General features: G+C 71.4%; 14 protein-coding genes and 1 tRNA gene. 8 read left to right on the top strand and 7 right to left on the bottom strand.

The window, feature by feature from the left end:
- From PINTE_RS14900 to PINTE_RS14875, 6 genes are all read right to left on the bottom strand, one after another.
- The coding region (locus tag PINTE_RS14900) for a lyase family protein (protein ID WP_245642969.1) at positions 1-756 on the bottom strand (756 nt) is incomplete at its 3' end.
- Positions 753-1,346, bottom strand: a complete 594-nt coding sequence (gene pcaG / locus PINTE_RS14895) for a protocatechuate 3,4-dioxygenase subunit alpha (RefSeq protein WP_068432321.1) — start codon at positions 1,344-1,346, stop codon at positions 753-755. The genes PINTE_RS14900 and pcaG, both read right to left, overlap by 4 nt.
- The gene (pcaH, locus tag PINTE_RS14890) at positions 1,343-2,197 is read right to left on the bottom strand and encodes a protocatechuate 3,4-dioxygenase subunit beta (protein WP_068432319.1); all 855 of its coding nucleotides are present in this window, start codon (positions 2,195-2,197) and stop codon (positions 1,343-1,345) included. Before pcaH ends, pcaG begins: the two co-directional genes overlap by 4 nt.
- 54 nt (positions 2,198-2,251) lie before the next feature.
- Complete coding sequence (locus PINTE_RS14885) at positions 2,252-4,168, bottom strand: sugar phosphate isomerase/epimerase and 4-hydroxyphenylpyruvate domain-containing protein (RefSeq protein ID WP_068432317.1); 1,917 nt, start codon at positions 4,166-4,168, stop codon at positions 2,252-2,254.
- A gap of 211 nt (positions 4,169-4,379) precedes the next feature.
- Positions 4,380-4,988: a TetR/AcrR family transcriptional regulator gene (locus PINTE_RS14880; protein WP_217996604.1), complete on the bottom strand. Its 609-nt coding sequence runs from the start codon at positions 4,986-4,988 to the stop codon at positions 4,380-4,382.
- 92 nt (positions 4,989-5,080) lie between these two features.
- Positions 5,081-5,159, bottom strand: a tRNA-Gln gene (locus tag PINTE_RS14875).
- A 271-nt stretch (positions 5,160-5,430) separates the two neighbouring features.
- Here PINTE_RS14875 and PINTE_RS14870 point away from each other — a divergent pair.
- The 7 genes from PINTE_RS14870 to PINTE_RS14840 all read left to right on the top strand — a co-directional run bounded on the left by PINTE_RS14870 (position 5,431) and on the right by PINTE_RS14840 (position 16,568).
- Positions 5,431-5,763, top strand: a complete 333-nt coding sequence (locus PINTE_RS14870) for a hypothetical protein (protein WP_068432309.1) — start codon at positions 5,431-5,433, stop codon at positions 5,761-5,763.
- Between the two features lie 142 nt (positions 5,764-5,905).
- Entirely contained in the window at positions 5,906-7,396 is a 1,491-nt protein-coding gene (gene glmU, locus PINTE_RS14865; RefSeq protein ID WP_068432303.1) for a bifunctional UDP-N-acetylglucosamine diphosphorylase/glucosamine-1-phosphate N-acetyltransferase GlmU, read from the top strand.
- Positions 7,393-8,373 (top strand): ribose-phosphate diphosphokinase, encoded by a 981-nt coding sequence (locus PINTE_RS14860; RefSeq protein WP_068432301.1) that lies wholly within the window; start codon positions 7,393-7,395, stop codon positions 8,371-8,373. Before glmU ends, PINTE_RS14860 begins: the two co-directional genes overlap by 4 nt.
- Positions 8,374-8,682: 309 nt before the next feature.
- A complete protein-coding gene (locus PINTE_RS14855; RefSeq protein ID WP_245642968.1) occupies positions 8,683-12,624 on the top strand; it encodes a non-ribosomal peptide synthetase in 3,942 nt (1,313 codons plus the stop codon).
- 114 nt (positions 12,625-12,738) lie between these two features.
- On the top strand, positions 12,739-14,226 hold the full coding sequence (locus PINTE_RS14850; protein WP_068432298.1) for a heparan-alpha-glucosaminide N-acetyltransferase domain-containing protein: 1,488 nt from the start codon (positions 12,739-12,741) through the stop codon (positions 14,224-14,226).
- Positions 14,223-14,981, top strand: a complete 759-nt coding sequence (locus PINTE_RS14845) for a BPL-N domain-containing protein (protein ID WP_217996603.1) — start codon at positions 14,223-14,225, stop codon at positions 14,979-14,981. The genes PINTE_RS14850 and PINTE_RS14845 overlap by 4 nt, the downstream gene beginning before the upstream one ends.
- A 195-nt stretch (positions 14,982-15,176) precedes the next feature.
- Complete coding sequence (locus tag PINTE_RS14840; RefSeq protein ID WP_169798543.1) at positions 15,177-16,568, top strand: M1 family aminopeptidase; 1,392 nt, start codon at positions 15,177-15,179, stop codon at positions 16,566-16,568.
- A 391-nt stretch (positions 16,569-16,959) separates the two neighbouring features.
- On the opposite strand, the gene PINTE_RS14835 is transcribed toward PINTE_RS14840, so the two are convergent.
- Complete coding sequence (locus tag PINTE_RS14835) at positions 16,960-17,727, bottom strand: hypothetical protein (protein WP_068432289.1); 768 nt, start codon at positions 17,725-17,727, stop codon at positions 16,960-16,962.
- Between the two features lie 280 nt (positions 17,728-18,007).
- On the opposite strand from PINTE_RS14835, the gene PINTE_RS14830 reads away from it, so the two are divergent.
- Positions 18,008-18,212: hypothetical protein (locus PINTE_RS14830; RefSeq protein WP_068432285.1), on the top strand; the 205-nt coding region annotated here is incomplete at its 3' end.

The following is an 18,212-nucleotide window of genomic DNA, read 5'->3' as shown; positions in this document are numbered from 1 at the left end:
CGCGACCAGCGACGCGCTCGTGCCCGCGGCCCCGGCCCACTGCACGGGCAGGCCCGCGCGCACGAGGCGCAGGTCGGCAGCGGCGGCCGACAAACCCTCGAGCCAGTTCGCCGCGCGCAGCCCGAAGGTGCTCGGCAGCGCGTGCTGCCCCAGCGACCGCGCCACGCACAGGGTGTCGCGGTGGGTGATCGCCAGCGTGGCGAGGTGGTCGCACGCGGCGTCGAGGCGGGGGAGCAGGTCGTCGATGACCCGCGTGGCCACGAGCATGAGCGCGGAGTCGATGACGTCCTGGCTCGTCGCCCCCAGGTGCACGACCTGCGCCTGCGCGGGCGCCGACTGCGCCAGCTGCGCCCGCAGATCCGACAGCAGCGGGATGAGGGGGTTGCCACCCAGCGGCGTGCGCGCCGCGATCGACCCCAGGTCGTACGCCCCCGCCTCCCACACGCCCGACGCCGCCAACGTCGCTGAAGACTGCGTGTCGTGGTCGGAACTGCAGTCCGGACCGCAGTCCTGACCACGACTCGCAGTTCTCACGGTCGTTGGTGCGGTCGTTGGTGCGGTCGTTGGTGCGGTCGGCGGCGGGGGTGCCGGCACGGTGGTGGGCAGCGGCGTTGCGAGGCAGATCTCGAGCCAGGCGCGTTCGACGTCGAGCATCGCCTGGAGCACGGCGGTGTCATCGCACAGCTCGGCCGCGGCGCTGCCGGCCCAGGCGGGGTTGAGCAGGCCGATATCGCCGGAGCGCGCGGAGCCGGTCATGACACCTCGCCGCCCGAGGTGCTCGCCCAGTAGTCGAGAAAGACCGTCTCGTTCTCGCCCTGCAGGTGCACGTCCCAGCGCAGGGCGCCGGAGGGCTCGCGGGTGGCCACGAGCGTGGCTCGTTCGGTCTCCGACAACGACGACAGCAAAGAATTCTGTGCGTGTGCGGCGCCGTCTTCGGGCAGGTAGACGCGGGTGTGCAGCTTGTCGAGCAGGCCGCGCGCGAAGATCGCGACGCTGAAGTAGCGCGCCGAGCCAGGCGTTACGACCCCCGGCTCGACGGTCGTGAACGAGTAGCCGCCGACGTTGTCGGTGCCTGTGCGGCCCCAGCCGGTGAACGTGTGGCCGTCTCGCAGCAAAGAACCGTCTGCGGTCGGCACGGCGCCGGTGGCGTCGGCCTGCCACAGCTCGAGCATGGCGTCGGGGATCGGTTGTCCGTGCCCGTCGTAGACCGTGCCGTACAGGCGCACGGAGCCGGGCGAGCCGGGCGGCACGAGGTGTTCGCCACGCGCGAAGGGCAGCGCGAAGCCGAAGAACGGGCCGACGGTCTGGCCGGGCGTGGGCGTCAGGTCGCGGGGCGCGTTGCTCATCGGTGGTCTCCGTCCGCGTGAGTGGAGTGGTCGTCGCCGGCGAGCGTGTCGCGTTCGAGCAGGGTGCGGCGGCTGCCGGTGAGCACGATGTCCCAGCGGTAGCCGGTGCACCATTCGTGCCGGGTGATGTCGTGGTCGTACGTGGCGACGAGGCGGTCGCGCGCGTCCTGGTCGACGATCGACTGGTAGATCGGGTCGAGCGCGAACAGCGGGTCGCCGGGAAAGTACATCTGCGTGACCATGCGCTGGGTGAAGTCGGTGCCGAACAGCGAGAAGTGGATGTGGGCCGGCCGCCACGCGTTGTGGTGGTTCTTCCAGGGGTAGGGGCCCGGTCGGATGGTCGTGAACGCGTACGACCCGTCGTCGCCGGTCAGGCACCGTCCGACGCCGGTGAAGTTCGGGTCCAGCGGCGCGGGGTGTTGGTCGCGCTTGTGCACGTAGCGCCCGGCGGAGTTGGCCTGCCAGATCTCGACGAGCTGCCCGCACACGGGGCGGCCGTCGCCGTCGAGCACGCGCCCGGTGACGACGATGCGCTCGCCGAGCGGCTCGCCGCCGTGCTGGATCGTCAGGTCGGCCTCCAGCGGCGAGACGTCGCGGTGCCCGAACGCGGGGGAGTGCAGCTCGATGCTCTCCGGGTCGACCGGGCGCGCGGCCTTCGTCGGGTGCCGCAGGATGCTGCTGCGGTAGGGCGCGAAGTCGACCCGCGGCCGCGTCTCGGGGGCGCCTCCGGCCGCCACCACCTCCCGGTAGGCCCGATGCAGCGCCGCCATCTGCTCATCGATCTCGGCCTGCGTGCTCGTCGCGGAGTCCGATGAGGTGATGACCTTGGCGTCGTCGAAGTTCTCTTCCACTGCAGGTCCTTTCGAGGGGTCGTGGCGCGGGGGTCGCGCAGGGCGGAGAGCGGGTCAGGTGGCCGGTGGAGCCGGTGTGGCCGGCTCCGCCTGCAGGCGCGTCACGTGCTGCGAGGCCAGCCGCACGGGGGCGTTGGCGGCGCCGAACCCGTCGTAGCCGTGGGCACGCTGGACGATCTCGACGAAGAACTCGCCGACCGACGGGGTGAACATGTGCAGGTACTCGCCGCGTTCGTCGCGGTCGTAGAGCAGGTCGAGGTCACGCAGGGTGGCCAGGGCCTGCGGCGTGAGCTCGAAGCGGGCCGCGAGGTCCTCGTAGTAGTTGGCGGGCACCGGTAGTGGAGTCAGCCCGCGCGCCCGCGCGTGCCGGGCGAAGGCGACGAGGTCGGGACAGGTGACGCCCACGTGCTGGGCGCGGCCGATGCCGGGCCGGGTGCCGATCGGGCGTCGCGCCATCGGGGACGCGACGTCGAGGGCCAGGGTGACGGACCGGTCCGCGGTGCGCATCACCTGGCTGCGCACGAGTCCGATCGGGCTGGCGAGGTCGATCGACGGCAGCGGCTCGAGCCCGAGCGCGGACGACAGGAACAGCAATCCCTCCGCTTGGTGCTGCCAGGGCTGGTCGAGGTTGATGTGGTCGATGCGGTTCGACTCGGCGTGCTCGGGAGGCGTGACGAGGTGGGCCCGCGGGTCGCCGGGTGCGACGGAGAACAGGTCTGCCCACGTCGCGTCGGGGCCGGTGAAGAAGATCTGCGTGCCGTCCGGGGCGAGGACGCCGCCGGGCGGGTCGTCCGACGGGCCGCTGTCGGCCGACACGCTCGGGACCATGAGTTCGGCCGCACGGGCCAGCGACCGCGCCGGATCCTCAACCCGCAGGCCGATGCCCGTCAACGCCGGGCGCCCCTGCGGGGTCGGGGCCTCGTGCACCACGACCCGAGCCCCGGCCAGCGTCCACAGGCGCATCGGGCGGGTGGGGTGTGTGCCGGCGTAGGAGAACCCCAGGTGGGCCAGCACCTCGTCGAGCAGTTCCAGCCCCTCCTGCCCGCGCACCTCGACGAAGTCGACGCCGGTCGGCGGCTCGACACGAGTGAGCCGGCGCAGCGGCACCGCACCAGGGGCGTCGCCGGCAGCGCCGGCAGCGCCGACGCCGCCCTGCAGCCGCTCGGCGGTCTGCTCCTCGAGCCAGCGCAGTGAGCGCATGGCGTCGGCGGCGGTGCGATCGACGTCGGTCTGCCGCACGGTGTCGTTGAAGATCTCCAGCGAGATCGGGCCGCGGTAGCCGGCGCGCAGTACGCGACCCAGGAAATCGGGCACGTCCCAACCGCCCTGGCCGGGGAACACGCGGTGGTGGCGGCTCCAGCTGAGCAGGTCCATGCGCAGCAGCGGCGCGTCGGCCAGCTGCACGAACTCGATCTTCTCGGCGGGGATCTTCTCGATGTCGCGCTGGTCGTCGCCGCGCGAGGAGATGTGGAAGTTGTCGAGGCAGATGCCGACGTTGGGGTGGTCGGCGCGGCGCACCAGTCGCCAGGCGTGCTGGTAGGTGTTGACGAAACGGCCCCAGGCCAGCGCCTCGTAGGCGACCCGCACGCCGTGTTCGGCCGCGAGTTCGCCCAGCCGGTGCAGCTGCTCGGCGGCCAGGCCGTCGTCGTCGATCGTCGCGGTGCCGACATTGCTGCACACGAGGATGGCCGGGATGCCGAGCCGGTTCATCAGCTCGAACTTGTGCCGCGCCCGGCGCAGGTTGTCGGCGAAGGGCACCGGCCCGACTCCCTCGATGTCGCGGAAGGGCTGGTACAGGTCGAGGGTGAGGCCCAGGGCGGCCGCGAGCTCGCGCACCTGTTCGGGCGTGCGAGTGGAGGCGATGAGGTCGGGCTCGAACAACTCCACGCCGTCGAACCCGGCTGCGGCGCTGGCCTGCAGCTTCGCCTCCAGAGTTCCGGACAGGCTCACGGTCGCGATGCTGGTGCGCATGCACCTCAGTGTCCTGGAGTGACCGATCGGGCACCGGGTCGTTGCATGCGTCCGCGGCCGCTGCGTGGTGCGGCGCGCCGTGATTCGCGCCTCGCACCGCCTCGTCGCGCGCATGCCGCACCTCCCTTGGATGCGCGACCGAGTCTAGGAGGTGTTCACGATAAGCACAAGCGTTCGCAGAGCGAACATAGCCTCGTACGAGCTACGCGTGTCAGTCGGCGCGAGCGGTCCGCAGCGTCGGCTTGGCCTCCATCCCGCTGAGGCCGTTCCAGGCGAGGTTGACCAGGTGCGCCGCCACGTCGGCCTTGTTGTACCGCCGCGAGTTGAGCCACCACTGGCCGGTGAGCGCGACCATCCCGACGAGCATCTGCGCGTAGACGGGAGCGGCCCGCGGGTCGAGCCCACGGCGCTTGAACTCGGCGGCGAGCAGGTGTTCGACCTGGGTCGCGATGTCGGAGATCAGGCTGGCGAAGGAGCCGGTGGACTGGCCGGTGGGGGAGTCGCGCACGAGGATGCGGAAGCCGTCGGTGGAGTTCTCGACGTAATCCAGCAGCGCGAGCGCGGCGAGCTCGACCAGGCCGCGCGGGCTGGTGTGTTCGGTGGTGAGGGCCTCGGTGATGGCGTCCAGCAGCGTGCGGATCTCGCGATCGACCACGACGGCGTACAACCCCTCCTTGCCGCCGAAGTGCTCGTAGACGACGGGCTTGGACACGCCCGCCTTCGCGGCGATCTCCTCCACGGTGGTGCCCTCGAAGCCGCGATCGGCGAACAGGGTCCGCCCGATCCGGATGAGCTGCTCTCGTCGTTGTTTCCCGGTCATCCGGGAGCGTCCGCCGGTGTCTCGACTCACCCCTCCATCTTGCCCCGCCCGCGCGAGAACGCTCAGCGAGGCGGGAACGGCTGCGAGAACGGCTCCCCGGGTAGGAATCGAACCTACGTCGCTTGTCCTGATTCAAAGTCAGGCGGGCCCTACCAGCAGACCAACCGGGGACGGTCGCCCGGGTGGTGGCGGCGATGGGCCGACCCGGGGCTCTCGTCAGGGTAGTCGACCGCGCTCGGGGCGCGGTGCACCCGCAGCGATCGCCACGAGCCGCCGACCGGCCATCGCCGCGACATCGGAGCACGACGTGGCCGGCAGGGCCGTCGGTTCGGTCTGCTCCGGGCGCACTCAGCCAGTTCCTTTGTCTCCCAAGACGATTGCCGAGAAGCCGACAGAGATGCAGGTCACAGGACTTTTGTCCGATGTGCGTTCGGATCAATTAGTGTCCACCTTCGGTAACGCCTTCGGTGACTGGTTCTTCATGATCAGCCTGCTGCTCATCGGCATCGCGTTCCTCGTCGGCGCGGGCTTGCGGCTCGCGGGCGTCGGTGGCGCCCTGCTCATGCTGTTCATGTACGTCGTCGCGCTGCCGCAGCCCTCGGCCATGGTCGACGGCGAATTCGTCCGGGGCGCGACCAACCCGATCCCCGACGTGCACTGGATGGACGCGCTGCTCCTGCTGATCTGCGCATTCACCGTCTCCGGCGACACGCTCGGACTCGGAAAGTGGTGGGCCCGCCTGCCGTTCGTGCGCGCCAACCCCTGGCTGCGCTGACTGTTGCGCACAGGCGCCCCGGGCCGGTTCGCAGCAGGTCCCTGCGCCGGCCGGGGGTGCGGCGTCGAATACGATGATGGGCGGTGCTCGCCGCCTCCCGGTCGGCGGGCTGACAACCGCCGTTGATCAGGGGGCGCCACGCGTGACCGACCACCGACCGACCGCCGTCATCGTCCTCGCCGCCGGAGAGGGCACGCGGATGAAATCCGCTCGCCCCAAGGTGTTGCACACGATCGGGGGGCGTTCCCTGCTGGGTCACGCGCTCGCCGCCGCGCAGGGGCTGCATCCCGCGCACCTGGCGGTCGTCGTGCGGCACGAGCGAGACCGCGTCGCCGAGCACGTCACGCAGGTCTGCCCCGAGGCGGTCGTCGCCGACCAGGACGAGATCAAGGGCACCGGACGCGCCACCGAATGCGGCCTCGACCAGCTGCCCGCCGACCTCGGCGGCACCGTGCTCGTCACCTACGGCGATGTGCCGTTGCTGGAGACCGAGTCTCTGCACGCGATGGTCGTCGCCCACGAGACCTCGGGCAGCGCGGTCACCGTCATGACCGCGCACGTGTCCGACCCCACCGGCTATGGTCGCGTGCTGCGCGACGAACTGGGGCAGGTCGTCGGGATCGTCGAGCAGAAGGACGCCACGCCGCAGCAGCGTGCGATCACCGAGATCAACTCCGGCATCTACGCCTTCGACGGGACTCTGCTGCGTGAGGCGCTGGCCCGGGTCGGCACCGACAACGCCCAGGGCGAGAAGTACCTCACCGACGTCGTCGGCGTCGCGCACGGCCTCGGCCGCCCGGTCAACGCCTTCGTGCTCGACGACCTGTGGCAGACCGAGGGGGTCAACGACCGGGTGCAGCTGGCCGGCCTCGGCGCCGAGCTCAACCGGCGCATCGTCGAGCGGCACATGCGCGCCGGCGTCACCGTCGTCGACCCCGCCACGACGTGGATCGACGCGCAGGTCTCGATCGGCCAGGACGCCACGATCCTGCCCAACACCCAGCTGCTGGGGGCCACGACGATCGGCGCCGACGCGACGATCGGGCCCGACACGACCCTGACCGACATGGACATCCGCGACGGCGCCACGGTAATCCGCACCCACGGCAGCCTGTCGGTGATCCGCGAGGGCGCCACCGTCGGCCCGTTCGCCTACCTGCGTCCCAACTCCGACCTCGGCCCCAAGGGCAAGATCGGCACGTTCGTCGAGACGAAGAACGCGACGATCGGTGAGGGCAGCAAGGTGCCGCACCTCACCTACGTCGGCGACGCCACGATCGGGGTCGGCAGCAACATCGGCGCCTCGAGCGTGTTCGTCAACTACGACGGGGTCAACAAGTCGCACACGACGATCGGCGACCACTGCCGGCTCGGCAGCGACAACATGTACGTCGCCCCCCTGACCATCGGAGACGGTGTCTACAGCGGCGCCGGCACCGTCCTGCGCAAGAACGTGCCGCCGGGGTCGCTGGCGATCAACGTCTCCCCGCAGCGCAACCTGGAGGGCTGGGTGCTCGAGAAGCGGGCCGGCACCGCCGCCGCCGACGCGGCCAGCGCCGCGATCCGCGCCCAGGAGCCCGGCGACGACTCCGGCTCCGTGGAGGGCTCCGTGGAGGGGTCCGACCCGCGATGAACAGTCTCAAGCGCACGACCGAGAAGAACCTCATGGTGTTGTCCGGTCGGGCGCACCCGGACCTGGCCGAGGAGATCGCCGACTGCCTGGGCATCGAGCTCGTGCCGACCACGGCGTACGAGTTCGCCAACAGCGAGATCTACGTGCGCTTCGAGGACTCGGTGCGCGGCAGCGACGCGTTCGTCGTGCAGAGCCACACCGCTCCGATCAACGAGTGGATCATGGAGCACTTCATCATGATCGACGCGCTGAAGCGGGCGTCCGCCAAGCGGATCACCGTCGTGCTGCCGTTCTACGGCTACGCCCGGCAGGACAAGAAGCACCGCGGCCGCGAGCCGATCTCGGCCCGGCTGATGGCCGACCTGTTCAAGGCCGCCGGTGCCGACCGGCTCATCTGCGTCGACCTGCACACCGCCCAGATCCAGGGCTTCTTCGACGGGCCGGTCGACCACCTGCAGGCCCTACCGATCCTGTCCGACTACGTCCACGAGAACTACGGCGACCAGCCGATGACGATCGTCTCGCCCGACGCGGGGCGCATCAAGGTCGCCGAGCAGTGGAGCAAGCGCCTCGGTGGCGCGCCGCTGGCGTTCATCCACAAGACGCGGGACATCAACCGGCCCAACCGCTCCGTCGCCAACCGCCTCGTCGGCGACGTCGAGGGGCGCCTGGCCATCCTCGTCGACGACATGATCGACTCCGGCGGCACGATCTGCCAGGCCGCCGACGCGATCATGGAGGCGGGCGCGACCGGGGTCGTCATCGCCGCCACCCACGCGATCTTCTCGGACCCGGCGACCCAGCGCCTCAAGGACAGCGTCGCCGCCGAGGTCATCGTCACCAACACGCTCCCGCTGCCGCCCGAGCGCCAGTTCGACAAGCTGACCGTGCTCTCGATCGCCCCGCTCATCAGCCAGGCGATCCACGAGGTCTTCGACGACGGCTCGGTGACCCGGCTCTTCGACACGCCGGAGTGACCCGGGGCCGCCACGCCGGCCCGGCACTCACAGCGGAAAAAACTTCCGCGTTTTTGCGAAACCACTTGCCCTGCCCGGCAAGTGGCCGCTGACCTGCGCACTCGTCCCCCTGCGCGGCGGCCGCCGCGCGTCCTGAGATGGACAGATGTTCAGGACGAACGTTAAGATCAGGTAACACGATGCTGTGAATGGGCTGAGGGGCCCGTACGTATTTGTAATGGGGGCACCGCTTTCCCGGTTCCGGCCGGGTGAGGGAGGAGTGGTGCCTCGCTGACATCAGCGCCTTGGGGGGCGCAAGGGGGACGTTCGATGACGCTGCAGTCAGAAGTGCCGTCACGGGAGCAGGGCCACGCCCACGATGCCCACACCGAACTCGGTGGCTCGGGTGTGCGCCCGCCGCTCCAGCGACGCATGCACCACTACTTCGAGGCGACCTGCGACCGGTTGCCCAACCAGACCGCGCTGGAGTGGGAGGGCGGCAGCGCCACCTACCGCGAGCTCGACGAGGCCGCCAACCGCATGGCCCACCTCATCCGCTCCCGGCACGAGGTCGCCGGCCGCCGCGTCGGTCTGCTCGTGCCGCGCTCGCGCGACCTGTACGTCGCGCTGCTGGCCATCCAGAAGGCGGGCGCCGCGTGGGTGCCGATCGACCCGTCGTCGCCGGCCGACCGCATCGAGTACTTCGCGCAGGATTCCGACCTCGCGCTGCTCCTGACGACCAGCGAGTTCACCGACGTGCTCGAGGGTCTCGACGTCGAGCGGCTGCACCTCGACGGCATCGAGGACGAGCTCGCCGACCAGCCGTCGACGCGCCCGGAACTCGCCGACCAGCCGTCGACGCGCCCGGACCTCGACCTCGAGGGCGACCCGACCGCCTACGTCATCTACACCTCGGGCTCCACGGGCCGCCCCAAGGGCGTCGACATCCGGCAGTCCAGCATCTGCAACTTCCTGCACGTCATCACCGAGCTCTACGACGTGCGCGCCTCCGACCGCGTCTACCAGGGCATGACGATCTCGTTCGACTTCGCGATCGAGGAGGTGTGGCCGACGTGGTGCGTCGGTGCCGCGCTGATCGCCGGACCGACCGACGGGCGCCGGGTCGGCGCGGGCCTGACGACGTTCCTCGAGGAGCGCGCGATCACGCTGCTCTACGTCGTGCCGACCGTGCTGTCGACCGTCGAGCGCACGATCGACTCGATCCGTGGCCTCATGGTCGGCGGCGAGGCGTGCCCCTCCGAACTCGTCGAGCGATGGGCTCCGGGGCGTCGCATGCTCAACACGTACGGCCCGACGGAGGCCACCGTCACCTGCACGGTCGGCATCCTGGAGCCGGGTCGCCCGGTGACCATCGGCATCGCGGTGCCCACGTACACCGCGTGGATCCTCGACGACCAGCGTCGCCCGGTGCCGCAGGGCGGCGACGGCGAGCTGTGCATCGGGGGAGTCGGGGTGGCCGCCGGCTACCTCAACCGACCCGACCTCACCGCCGACCGGTTCATCCCGCACCCGCAGAACGGCGACGAGCGCATCTACCGCACCGGTGACCTCGCGCGCATCGACGAGCGCGGCGAGATCGTCTACCTGGGCCGCGCCGACGCCGAGGTGAAGATCCGCGGTCACCGCGTCGACCTCGGCGAGATCGAGAGCGTGCTCATGCGCGCCGAGGGCGTGCACACCGCGGCCGTCAAGCACCTGAAGTCGGGCCAGACCGGCGACGAGATCTCCGGCTACCTCGTGCCGCACGCCGGCACCGCGCGCAGCGACCAGCGGCTGCTGAGCCTGCACGACCACCTGCGCGACGTGCTGCCGCCGTACATGGTGCCGGCCTACCTGGAGTGGGTCGACGAACTGCCGATGCTGGCCAGCGGCAAGGTCGACCGCAAGCAGCTGCCCGACCCGACGTCGGCCCGGCTCGTCGGCGGCTCCGGCGAGATCGTGCCGGCGAGCACCGAGATGGAACGCTGGGTGCTCGGCGTGTGGGCCGCCACGTTCGCGCTGGAGCCCGAGCAGCTCTCCGTCGAGGCCAACTTCTTCGACGACCTCGGCGGGCACTCGCTCGTCGCCGCCAACGTCACCTCGGCGATGCGGCGCGACGAGCGGGGCGCCCCGATGTCGATCATGGACCTGTACGCCAACCCGAGCGTGCGCACGCTGGCCCAGCACCTCGACCTGGTGGCCCTCGGCGACGCCTCCGACCGCGAGGACGAACAGGTCGTGCAGGCCCGCGAGACGCTGCGCTACCCGTCCTGGCGGGTGGCCCTCTTCGGCTTCGCGCAGTTCCTCGTCGTGTTCGCGATCGTGGCCTTCGGCACGCTGCCGTTCGCCGTCATCTACGCCCTGCACGAAGGCCGTCCGTCGATGGCCATGCTGCAGGAGATCTGCCTGATGTTCCCCGTGGCCTATCTCGCCGAGCGCTGGCTGCTGCCCGTGCTCGTGGCCCGCGTCTTCGGGGCGGGGCTGCGCGACGGCGAGCACCGGCTCTACGGCTGGACGCACCTGCGGGTGTGGCTGGTCACCCGGGCGATGAGCCTGTCGCCGATGGTCAATCTCGCCGGCTCCGCGTTCGCCGCCCGCTACCTGCGCCTCGCGGGCGCCACCATCGGGCGCGGCTGCCACATCGGCTCCGAGCTCATCCCCGTGCCGAGCCTGCTGCGCCTCGACGACGGGGCGACGATCGGCTACGCCACGCACCTGCTCGGCACCGAAATCAGCGACGGACGCCTGGTCGTCGGCCGCGTCCACCTCGGCCGCTCGGTGACGGTCGGCGCCAACTGTGTCATCGCCGGGCCGTGCCACCTCGGCGACGGGTCGGTGCTGCGCGACCAGTCGGCCGTGCAGCACGGCCAGCACCTACCCGCCGGCAGCGTCTGGCAGGGGTCCCCGGCCGAGCGCCGGGACACGGTCGACGACCCGATCCTCGAGATCATGGCCGACTGCTCGCAGGCGCCCCGGGAGTGGTCGCCCGCGCTCAAGCGCCGGTTCGCGTGGGGCCTGGTGGCCCTGGAGTTCGCGCCGCTCATCGCGCTGCTGCCGGTCGTCGTGCTCGTCTGGTGGGTCATGATCGCCTTCGGGCTGTGGCCGGCGTTCATCATCACCTGCCTCACCGGGCCCGTCTTCGTCACCACCTCGTGCCTGGTCATCCTGGCGCTGCGGCGGTTCGGCCTGCCGAGCACCCCGGTGGGCATCCACCACCTGCGCAGCCGCCTCGGCGTCGAGAAGTGGTTCGCCGACAAGCTGCTGTCGCTGAGCCTGCTGCAGACCAACACCCTGTACTCGACCGTGTACACCCCGTGGTGGCTGCGCAAGCTCGGCGCGAGGATCGGCGCCCGCTCCGAGGTCTCGACGATCGCGAACATCGACCCCGACCTGCTGACGATCGGCGAGGAATCCTTCGTGGCCGACATGGCCAGCGTCGGCAGCGCCACGTACTGCAACGGGCACGTCGCCTTCCGCCCCACGACGATCGGCAAGCGCGCGTTCGTCGGCAACGCGGCCTTCGTGCCGTCGGGCAACTACCTCGGCGACAACTCGCTGCTCGGCGTCGGTTCCGTGCCGCCCACCTCGGGCGTGCCCGCCGGCTCTTCGTGGCTCGGCAGCCCCTCCTTCTACCTGCCCAAGCGCGAGATCTACGAAGAGTTCACCGAGGAGCAGACGTTCGCCGAGCCGGTGGCTCGTCGTGGCCCGCTACATCATCGAGGCGCTGCGCATCGTGCTGCCGTCGTCGATCCTCGCCGTCTCGCTGTTCCTCACCCTCAACGTCACCTCGATGCTGGCGCAGGAGGAGGCGGCCATGTGGCAGCTGATCCTCGCCGTGCCGGCCCTGGCGTTGACGTTCGGCTTCGGCGTCGTCGTGTCGATCGCGCTCATGAAGTGGCTCATCGTCGGGCGATACAAGCCGCGCGTCGAGGCGCTGTGGAGCCTGTTCGTGCGGCGCACCGAGTTCGTCACCGGCGTCTACGAGGCCGCCGCCGTGCCCGCGCTGCTCATGCTGCTGCAGGGCACGCCGATGCTCGGCCCGGTGCTGCGCCTGTACGGCATGCACGTGGGACGACGCAGCCTCATCGACACCACCTACGTCACCGAGTTCGACCTCGTGCGCCTCGGCGACGACGTCGCGATCGGTCCCGCGGTCTCGTTGCAGACCCACCTGTTCGAAGACCGCGTCATGAAGATGAACGAGGTCCGCGTCGGCAATCGCGTGAGCGCCGGCACCCGCACCGTGATCCTCTACCAGACCGACGTCGGTGACGACGTCGACCTGGCGCCGCTCTCCCTCGTCATGAAGGGCGAGTCCCTCCCCGCCGCATCGGCGTGGGCCGGCATCCCGGCCCAGCCTGCCCGCCGTCCCTCAGGAGCCCACCGATGAGCCTCATCCGGCCCGACCGCCGCGCGCATGCCCGCCACCGCCGTCCCGGCGGCCGGCACGCTGCGCGCACCGACCTGTCCGCGCACCGTGGACCGGTCGGCGCCGACGCCACGGGCAGCGTCGACACCATCGACAGCAGCGCCGCGAGTGCGGCGGACGACGGCAGCGTGGCGACCCCCGTGTCGTGGCGCCCCATCGTCGACCACGACGACGCGGTCCGCTTCCCGCACGCGTGCGAACCGAACGCGGACGGGGAGTACATCGACGAGTACGACCCGCCGCGGCCGTCGCGGCGCCGGCTCGTCGGCCTCGACGTGGCCCGCGGCATCGCCCTCATCGGCATGATCGCGATCCACACGATGACCTCCGACGACGGCGACGGCAACATGTCGCTCGCGTGGATCCTCGCGCTCGGCAAGGCGTCGGCGCTGTTCGCCGTGCTCTCCGGAGTCGGTTTGGCGTTCATCACCGGCCGGCGCGCGGCGCCCCGCGGCTGGCTCGCCCCGCGCATGTCGATGGTCACCGTGGTGCGCGGCACCGTCGTGCTGCTCATCGGCCTGCTGCTCGGCGCGTTCGTGCCGGGTGCCGAGGTCATGGTCGTGCTGCCCTACCTGGGCGTCATGTTCATCGTCGCGGGTCTGCTCGTGTCGCTACGCACGCGCACGCTGCTCGTGGTCGGCTTCGCCTGGACGATCATCGGCCCGGTCATCAGCCACCTCGTGCGGACGGGCCTGCCGCCGGCGGCGCAGGACCCGACGAACCTCACTCTGGCGTCGCTGGCCTCACCGATCGACACGCTCACCGTCATCTTCTTCACCGGCTCGTTCCCGGTCATCACCTGGATGGCCTACGTGTGCATCGGCATGGCCCTGGGGCGCTCCAACCTGGCGGCGCGCTCGACGATCGGTCTCATGACCGTCGGCGGTCTGGCGCTCACCCTGGGCACCGTGCTCCTCTCGCAGTTCTTCGTGCACGGCGCCGGCCTCTACGAGCGGCTCGCGCTCGACGTGTCCGACCGGATGTCGCTGGACACCTTCACCGACTTCGTCGTCTTCGGCTCCTCGGGGCAGCTGCCCACCGACTCGTGGTGGTGGTTGGCGGTCAACGCTCCGCACACGGGCACGCCGCTCGACCTGCTGTACACGATCGGGATCTCCCTGGCCGTCATCGGCGGGTGCCTCGCCCTGACCAACGTGTTCTCCGGCCGGTTCGCGCTGCTCGCCGTGCCCGGCAGCATGACGCTGACGATGTACGCGCTGCACGCGCTGCTCGTGGGACCGATGTCCGAGCTGCCCGACCTGCTGATCTTCGGTCTGCACGTCGTCGGCCTGACGATCCTCGCGCTCGCCTGGGCGCACTTCTTCCAGCGCGGCCCCCTGGAGGAGATCGTCGCCCGGATCACCAACCTCGTCCGGCCCACCCGCAACTCCCGGATCTACGCTCGGGGCGGGGCGTACAAGCGCAACGGCCAGGTCGTCGCGTGAGGTTGTGGCCGTTCGGTCGGTCGGGCGAGCCGGGCTCCGGCGGCTCGGGTGCGGCGGCGCAGGCGCTGGTCTACCGCGGCCCGGCGGCGATGCCCGGGTGCGCGGAGTCGGTGGCGCGGGTGCTGCAGCGGGTCGGCCTGAGCGTCGACTTCGTCGGCCCGAAGGAGCGGCTGCCGCTGACCGCGCAGAGCCTGTCCGGTCGGCTGCTGTACGCCCAGCCCGGCGGCCCCGACCTCGACGACGCCTGGCAGCACATCGCTCCGGCCGCCGAGGCGATCCGCGACTTCGTCGGTGGCGGCGGCTACTACGCCGGGTTCTGCCTCGGCGGGTACCTCGCCGGCCGCGACCCCGGCCTGCGGATGCTGCCGGGAGACACCGACCAGTACATCGGCACCCGCGGTGCCAGCGTCGACCACGACCGCGACGCGCTCGTCACCGTCACGTGGTCGGGCGCGCCCCGCGAGCTGTACTTCCAGGACGGCCCGTACTTCGCGCTGAAGAAGAAGGCCGTCGGCACCCCGGTGCGCGACGGCGGCCGGGCGCAGGTCGTCGCCGAGTACGACAACGGGCTGCCGGCCGCCGTGCTGTGCCGCTACGGAGACGGTGTCATCGCCGCCGTGGGCCCGCACCCCGAGGCGACGGATGACTGGTTCACCGACTGCGGGCTGCCGGTGCCGCGCCCGCTGGGGATCGACCTCGCCGAGGACCTCGTGCGCCGCCTCCTGGACTGCCCGACGGGCGCGAACGCGAGCTGAACGCGGCGCCCGGCCCGCTGCGCCGGTGCGCTGTGCCGGCCCGCTGCAGCGCAACCTCGGAGACGCTCGATCCCGTTGTGGCGGTGGGCCGCTCGGGGGGAGTTCAGGGCGAATTCACAGGTCGGACCGGGGGTCGGCGCGGCGGGCGTAGCGCATAGGCTGCCGGTCATGGTCAGACATCGGATGCACGCCCTGATGTCTGCGACCGTCATGGCCGGAGTGGTCGGGTTGGCCGGGCTGGCGGGTTGCACCGCGGCCCCCCATGCCGGCGTCGACGCACCCGAGCTGCCCGACCCCGCGGCCGATCGGCCGGTCGTCGCGCTGACGTACCGGATGGCCGACGACCTGGCCTCCGCCGAGGGCACCGAGCGGGTGACGTTCACCCCCGACGAGCAGGTCTGCGAACTGGTCTTCCGGGCCTGGCCCAACAAACCCGCCACCGCCGTCACCGGCAACGCGCTGACCGTCTCCGCCGTGAGCGTCGGCGGCACCGCCCTGCCCCTGGACGTGCAGGCGGCCGGGGCGCCGTCGGGCTCGCCGGGCACCCTCGTCGAGGCGCGCCTGCCGAGCTGCAGCCCGGCCGGCACCCCGATCACCGCCGACCTGACGTTCCAGCTGCGGCTCGGGGAACGCACCGACGAGCGCGTCGGCTACTCGTCTCGCCACCGCATCGCCTGGTTCGGCAGCGCTTACCCGATGCTCGCCTGGGCGCCCGGCGTGGGCTGGACGCGCGATCCCGCCGTCGACGTCGCCGGCGAGATGACGACCTCCCAGGCGTACCGGCTGGAGTCGATGACCGTCGAGGCGCCCGGTGACGACGCGGTCATGGGCGTCGGCGACGAGGTGCGCACCGAGGCCGGCTCGCGGCCGGGCACGACCGCGCACACCTTCAGTGCCGACGTCGTGCGCGACGTCACCGTCAGCGTCGGCCGATTCGAGGTCGACACCCGCTCCGTCGACGGCCGGCAGATCTCGGTGGCCTTGCCGCCCAACGCCCGCGCCTCGATGGACGACTGGCACACGCAGCTCCGCGACGAGCTGGGGTCGCTGTCCGAGCTGCTCGGGCGCGTGCCCGCCTCCCACCTGTGGATCAGCGTGCTGCCCGGGGTCAGCGAGGGCGTCGAGTACGGGGCGGCGATCCAGTTCGGCAACCTGCACCCGCAACGCGACCGCTGGCTCGTCGCGCACGAGCTCGCGCACATGTGGTTCTACGGCCTGGTCGGCAACAACCAGGCCGAGCACCCGTGGCTCGACGAGTCGTTCGCCACCTACGCGCAGGAGGTCGTCAGCCCCGCCGACACCACGCGACGCGAGAGCGAGGAGCCCGTCGGCGCTCCGATGAGCTACTTCGCCGGTCGCCCCGACGCAAGCGAGGCGTACGTCAACACGGTGTACGCCCGCGGGGGAGCCGCGCTGCTGCGGGCGCGCGAGCGGGTCGGCGAGGACGAATTCGACGCGGCCCTGCGCGAATACCTGCGCGCCAACGCCTGGAGCATCGCCACACCCGACGACGTGCGCGCCGCCCTGGCGCACCTCCCGGAGGCGGTCGCGGCCCTCGACGAAGCCGGTGCCTTCCGCGCCGACTGACCCTCACTGACCCTCATCCCAGACCTCGTCCGGGCCACGGCCCCTCCTTACTCGTGTCAGGAGGCGTCCCTACCCGCGCCTGGGCCGCCCGGTCCTGCCGGTGCTCGCGATCGTTTCACCACATCGACGATCGCGTCGAGAGCCGCGGTCGTGTCGCAAGCTCGTGACCTGCGGCTTCGCGATTCGACGCCCGACGAGGCTCTATCGGGGTAGTCGAAACGGCGAATCCTCGGCCGGCACCCCGGCGACGATCGCCCTGGCCGGCACGCGGTAGTCGTCAAGGCTCACGCGAGGCAGGTGCCCTAGGGGCCACGCAGGGTTACTCGGGGGTGCATCGGCATCGATCTGGGTGAACATGTCCAGACTGCCGTGAGACGTGTGGTTGAGCCGGTTACTCGGTGGCGGTGGGTTCGGGGGCGCCCTCGTAGTCGGCGGTCACGTCGCCCTGGAACGTCGAGATCAGCCAGGTGACCCGCGGGTCGCGGGTGAACGGCGTGGTCGGCGTGGTCGCGGCGCCCGTCGCACCGGTCGCGCCGGTCGCACCAGGGGTCGCGGGGGCCGTCGTCGGGAGCGCGGGGTCCGACTCCCTGGGCACGACCGTGTACTGCACGGTCTTCTCCAGCGAGATGTGGAACGGCGTGCGCGCGTTGCGCAGCTCGAGTTCGGCGTCCTGCACGAAGTCGATGACGAGCGGCGTGACGCCACTGGAGCTCGTACCGACGTTCACGGTGCCCTTCGTGATCGTCTGGCTGGTCACGAGGCGGTTGCCCGGCGGCAGCCGCAGCGTCGGCGCGTCGAGGGTGTACAGCCGCAGGACGTTGATGTCCTCCCGCGCGGCGTCGTCTCCACCGACGGCGGCGTTCACCGTCTGTGCCCACCGCGCGGCCGTGGCGTTCGTCAGGTGCGACGGGATGCCGTCGGTGAGTTGCTCCGCGGTCGGCTCCGGGCCGGCCGGATCGAGCACGTCGGTCTTGAGCCACTCGTCCATCGAGAACTCGGCGAGTTCGCGGTACGCAGCCTCGGCGCCGTCTCCGTAGGCCTGACGCGCCTGCTCGGAGACCGTGGGCGACTCGATGTAGCGCTCCGGCACCGCGTCGGTCGTGCTCGTCGGGCCGCTGCAGGCGCCGAGCAGCGCCGCGGCCACCGCCACAGCGAGCACGACCGGTCCTCGTGCCGCCGTCGACCTGCCCTTTTCCATACATACCCCCGCGATCCACCGGTGCGTTCGCAGCTCTCATCGTATGCCGCCGACTCGCTCGGCAGGCTCCCCACCTCGACACTTACCCGCGCGCCCGACGTGCCGATCCGATCCGCCCGCCTCGCGCCGCGCCGGGCGCCGGGGCCAGTGGTGGTGTCCGCCACAGCCGCTCGGCGCTCAGGGCCCGGCCCCTGGGGGCCGATGGGAGGGGGACCGATCGCCGTCGCTCGAGGGAGCCCCCATGACCGCCCGCATCCAGCGTCGCGCGATGATCACCGCCTCGGCCGCTCTTCTCCTCGGTGCCGTCGCTCCCCTGACCGCACCGAGCCCTGTCTCGCCGGTCCCGCCGGCGGCGGTCGACGCAGCCCCAGGAGCCGCCGACGCCGCCGACGCCCCCGACGCCGTCGACGCCCCCGCGACCGCCCCCGTCGCACCCGCCAGCGCGG

This window comes from Piscicoccus intestinalis NBRC 104926 (assembly GCF_001515525.1).
In the GTDB taxonomy this organism is placed as follows: Bacteria; Actinomycetota; Actinomycetes; order Actinomycetales; family Dermatophilaceae; genus Kineosphaera; species Kineosphaera intestinalis.
This window is presented reverse-complemented; position numbering and strand designations above follow the sequence as displayed.

What these genes read in the sequence shown, in the direction of transcription:
- PINTE_RS14840 (WP_169798543.1), top strand. Translation starts at nt 15,177, where the DNA reads ATGTCTGCGACCGTCATGGCCGGAGTGGTCGGGTTGGCCGGGCTGGCG.
- PINTE_RS14885 (WP_068432317.1), bottom strand. Translation starts at nt 4,168, where the DNA reads ATGCGCACCAGCATCGCGACCGTGAGCCTGTCCGGAACTCTGGAGGCG.
- PINTE_RS14880 (WP_217996604.1), bottom strand. Translation starts at nt 4,988, where the DNA reads ATGACCGGGAAACAACGACGAGAGCAGCTCATCCGGATCGGGCGGACC.
- PINTE_RS14850 (WP_068432298.1), top strand. Translation starts at nt 12,739, where the DNA reads ATGAGCCTCATCCGGCCCGACCGCCGCGCGCATGCCCGCCACCGCCGT.
- PINTE_RS14860 (WP_068432301.1), top strand. Translation starts at nt 7,393, where the DNA reads ATGAACAGTCTCAAGCGCACGACCGAGAAGAACCTCATGGTGTTGTCC.
- pcaG (WP_068432321.1), bottom strand. Translation starts at nt 1,346, where the DNA reads ATGAGCAACGCGCCCCGCGACCTGACGCCCACGCCCGGCCAGACCGTC.
- PINTE_RS14855 (WP_245642968.1), top strand. Translation starts at nt 8,683, where the DNA reads ATGACGCTGCAGTCAGAAGTGCCGTCACGGGAGCAGGGCCACGCCCAC.